At 68.4% G+C, this 3,803-nt stretch carries 4 protein-coding genes and 2 pseudogenes; 1 reads left to right on the top strand and 5 read right to left on the bottom strand.

Annotation, left to right across the window (positions count from 1 at the left end; genetic code table 11):
• Nucleotides 1-256 (bottom strand): annotated as a pseudogene (locus AC04L7_RS14230) (circularly permuted type 2 ATP-grasp protein); the annotation flags it as partial.
• 182 nt (nucleotides 257-438) lie between these two features.
• Here AC04L7_RS14230 and AC04L7_RS14225 point away from each other — a divergent pair.
• A complete protein-coding gene (locus tag AC04L7_RS14225; RefSeq protein WP_435996158.1) occupies nucleotides 439-1,179 on the top strand; it encodes a pteridine reductase in 741 nt (246 codons plus the stop codon).
• A gap of 33 nt (nucleotides 1,180-1,212) precedes the next feature.
• Here the strand turns inward: AC04L7_RS14225 and folK are convergent, their stop codons facing one another.
• From folK to AC04L7_RS14205, 4 genes and pseudogenes are all read right to left on the bottom strand, one after another.
• On the bottom strand, nucleotides 1,213-1,698 hold the full coding sequence (gene folK, locus AC04L7_RS14220; RefSeq protein WP_296281354.1) for a 2-amino-4-hydroxy-6-hydroxymethyldihydropteridine diphosphokinase: 486 nt from the start codon (nucleotides 1,696-1,698) through the stop codon (nucleotides 1,213-1,215).
• A gap of 3 nt (nucleotides 1,699-1,701) precedes the next feature.
• Nucleotides 1,702-2,061, bottom strand: a complete 360-nt coding sequence (folB, locus tag AC04L7_RS14215; RefSeq protein WP_435996155.1) for a dihydroneopterin aldolase — start codon at nucleotides 2,059-2,061, stop codon at nucleotides 1,702-1,704.
• Between the two features lie 52 nt (nucleotides 2,062-2,113).
• Nucleotides 2,114-3,376 (bottom strand): mechanosensitive ion channel family protein, encoded by a 1,263-nt coding sequence (locus tag AC04L7_RS14210; protein WP_435996153.1) that lies wholly within the window; start codon nucleotides 3,374-3,376, stop codon nucleotides 2,114-2,116.
• A 121-nt stretch (nucleotides 3,377-3,497) separates the two neighbouring features.
• Nucleotides 3,498-3,803, bottom strand: a pseudogene (locus tag AC04L7_RS14205) (tRNA (adenosine(37)-N6)-threonylcarbamoyltransferase complex transferase subunit TsaD); the annotation flags it as partial.

Below are 3,803 nucleotides of genomic sequence, written 5' to 3'. Positions count from 1 at the left end.
GCCATTCGCTGAGCGGGATGATGCGCGGGATCAGGTCGAACGGCAGCGTGCGGTCGACGTTGCGGCCGTCGGAATACACGGTGAAGGTGATGCCCTGGACGCGCGCCACCACGTCGGCGGCGAGCTGGCGTTCGGCGAGCTCGCGGCCGGACAGGCCGGCCAGGTATTCCACCAGGCGACGCGCGGCCGGTCGCGGCCGTCCATCGGCCTGGATCAGTTCGTCAAAGGTCGTGGTGCGGTACTTCGCCCAGTCCATTCGCCTTCCTGCTGTCCCCGCCGGCACATCCGGCGAGGAGTAATGCATCGCAACATGCATGGTCGATGCGCACGCCGTCAAGCATCCGGGCGATGCCGCGTTCTCCTCACATTGCTGGCGGTGCCATGCGCCATTCCGGTGCAACTCAGGGGACAATGCGGGCCTTGCTTCCGGAGCCTGCCATGTCCACAGCGCGTCGCGTCGTCCTGATCACCGGTGCCGCACGCCGCATCGGCGCGGCGATCGCACGTCGCCTCCACGCCGAGGGCCATGACCTGGCGCTGCACTATCGCGGGTCGTCTTCCGACATGCGCACGCTGGTCGGAGACCTGGAAGCGGCACGCGCGGGCAGCACGCTGATGCTGCAGGCCGACCTGGCAGTCTTCGACCGGCTGCCGGAACTGGTGGCCAAGACCGTCGGGCACTTCGGCCGCCTCGACGCGCTGGTCAACAATGCCTCCGCCTTCTATCCCACCCCCGCCGGCGCCACCACCCCCGCGCAGTGGGAGGAACTGTTCGCGGTCAACGGACGCGCGCCCTTCTTCCTGGCGCAGGCGGCCGCTCCGCACCTGCGCGCCGCACGCGGCGCCATCGTCAACATCGCCGATGTCTATGCCGAGAGGCCACGTGCGGACCTGGCGGTCTACGCGGCCTCGAAGGACGCGCTGCTGGCRGTGTCGCGCGGACTGGCGGTATCGCTGGCGCCGGAGGTGCGGGTGAATGCCGTGTCGCCCGGCGCCATCCTGTGGCCCGATGGCGGGATCGATCCCGACGTACAGTCGCGCCTGCTGGCGCAGACCCCGTTGGCGCGCGTCGGAGATCCGGACGACATCGCCGGTACCGTGGCGTGGCTGCTCGGCGACACCGCCGGCTACGTCACCGGCCAGGTAATCCACGTCGACGGCGGCCGGCACATCGCCTGACGCGCATGTGGCGTAGCGTGCGCCATGCGCGCGCTACGGGAACGGGACCGCCTGCGGAGGCGTGTCGTGGTCGGGATGCCCGCGCCACAGCGCCGCCAGCGTATGGCCGCTGCGCGGTTCGACCACGTCGGGTGCGATGTCGACCAGGGGCAGCAGCACGAAGGCATGCTTCAGCTCATCGCGCGGCAGGCGCAGGTTGCCCGGCCCCTGCATCACCCGGTCGTCGTAGAGCACGATGTCGATGTCGAGCGTGCGGTCGGAGAAGCGCGGACCGCTGCGGTCGCGACCATGCGCGTCTTCCAGCGCGTGCAGCCAGTCGTTCAGCGCCAGCGGATCCAGGTCGCTGTCGATGATGGCCGCCGCATTGAGGAAGTCGGTACCGTCGAAGCCGACCGCGCGCGTGCGGTAGACGGGCGACAGCACCACCTCGCCGAAGCGCTCGCGAAGCGCATCCACCGCCACCCGCAGGTGGCGCTCGGGTTCCACATTGCTGCCGAGGCTGAGATAGGCCTTTCCCATGGTTCAGTCCGGCCGCACGCCACGCTCGATCAGCACGCCGACGTTGCGCGCGCCGGTGACCGCACCGGGCTTGCTCAGCTTCAGCCGTACCCATGCCACCCCGAATTCCTCGCGGACGATCGCCGCGCATCGTTCGGCGAGCGTCTCGACCAAGCCGAAGTTCGCCCCTTCGACGAAGGCGATCAAGCGCTTCGACACCGCCTTGTAGTCCAGCGTGTGCACGATGTCGTCGCTCGCGGCGGGAACACGGTTGTCGAATGCCATCTCCACGTCCAGCGCGACGGTCTGGCGGATGCCGCGCTCCCAGTCGTAGATGCCGATGACGGTCTCGATGCGCAGGTCTTCGATGAAAACGATGTCCATGGGGGGCTCTGGATCCGGGTGCGGGAATGGTACGCGCAATCGTCGCGCCCGCTCAGCCCGCGACTCCCATGGCGGCACGCGGCATGCCATCGAGTCGCCGCAGGTCGGCACCGCCCGGCTCCTGGAACACCTGCAGCCCGAACTCCGGGAGGATCGCCAGCAGGTGGTCGAAGATGTCCGATTGGATGCCTTCGTATGCGCCCCACGCCACTGTCCGGGTGAAGCAGTAGATCTCCAGCGGCAGTCCTGTCGGGCCCGGCGGCAGCTGGCGGACGAGCAGCGTCATTCCATCGTGGATGCCATCGTGCGCGCGCAGATAGGCTTCGACGTACGCGCGGAACGTGCCGACGTTGGTGATCCGCCGGTGGTTGACGGTCTCCCTGCCCCGCGCGGCCAGCGAGGTGTTCCATGCCCGCAGTTCGCCGTCCTTGTGCCGCAGGTAGTCCTCCAGCAGGCGGAAGCGGCGCAGGCGCGCCTGTTCGGCATCCTCGAGGAACCGCACGCTGTTCTGGTCCAGGTGCAGCGCACGCTTGATGCGCCGGCCGCCGGACTCGCTCATGCCCCGCCAGTTCTTGAACGACTCGCCGATCAGCTTCTTGGTCGGGATGGTCGAGATCGTCTTGTCCCAGTTCTGCACTTTCACCGTGTGCAGGGCAATGTCGACGACATCACCATCGGCGTGCTGGCTGGGCATTTCGATCCAGTCACCCACGCGGACCATGTCGTTGGAACTGATCGTCACGCTGGCCACCAGCGACAGCAACGTGTCCTGGAACACCAGGATCAGCACCGCCATCATCGCGCCCAGGCCGGACAGCAGGATCACCGGCGACCGGTCGATCAGCGCGGCCACCATCAGGACGGCGGCGACCATGAACACGATGATCTTGAGCAGTTGCAGGTAGCCCTTGATCGGTTTGTCGGCGGCATCAGGTCGACGCTGGTAGACCTCGTTGGCCAGGTCGAGCGCCGCCGCGATGGCCAGCGCGACCGTAAGGATGATGAAGGCGAAGCACACGTTGCGGACCACCGCCACCAGCAAGGGCGGCAAGTCGGGAACGAAGGCGACGCCGGCCGCGAGCACGATGGCGGGGACGACGTTGGCCAGCCTCGGGATGACGCGCAGGCGTACCTGCTGGTCGCCCTGTCCCACCGGCAGCGTGGCAAGCAGTCGGCGCAGGCCGCGCAGCAGCACGCGCTTGGTCAGCCAGTTCGCCAGCCAGGCCAGCGAGACGAGTGCGCCGGCGGCGATGAGGGCGTAGGCCCCAGGATACGGCGCGAGGTGCGCGCGCAGGGCGTCCAGGTGTTCGATCATTCCGTTACCCCTTGAGGCGGTTCATGCGCACCCCGGGGACTGCATTGCGCAGGAGGGTGCGTCGGTTGGCGGAACGGTCACCCTACCCGGACCGCCTTGAACCTGAACGGAACTCGGCTGCTCAGGGCGCCGCGATCCGCGCCACCTGCGGCAGCGTCGCCATGTCCCAGCGTGGCGTGACCTTCACCTCTGCCGTCTCGTGCTGGCCCGCTTCCAGTCGCAACGCACCGGCGAAGGCGATCATCGCGCCGTTGTCAGTGCACAGCGACGGGCGGGGGAAGCAGGCACGGCCGCCGCGCTTGGCCGCCATCTCCTGCAGCCTGGCGCGCAGCCGCTTGTTGGCGCCGACACCGCCGGCGATGACGATGACGTCGCTGCCGGCTTCGTCCAGTGCGCGCTCGCACTTGATGGCCAGCGTGTCGACCAC

It is taken from the genome of Pseudoxanthomonas sp. LjRoot204_2, from assembly GCF_056175765.1.
This window is presented reverse-complemented; position numbering and strand designations above follow the sequence as displayed.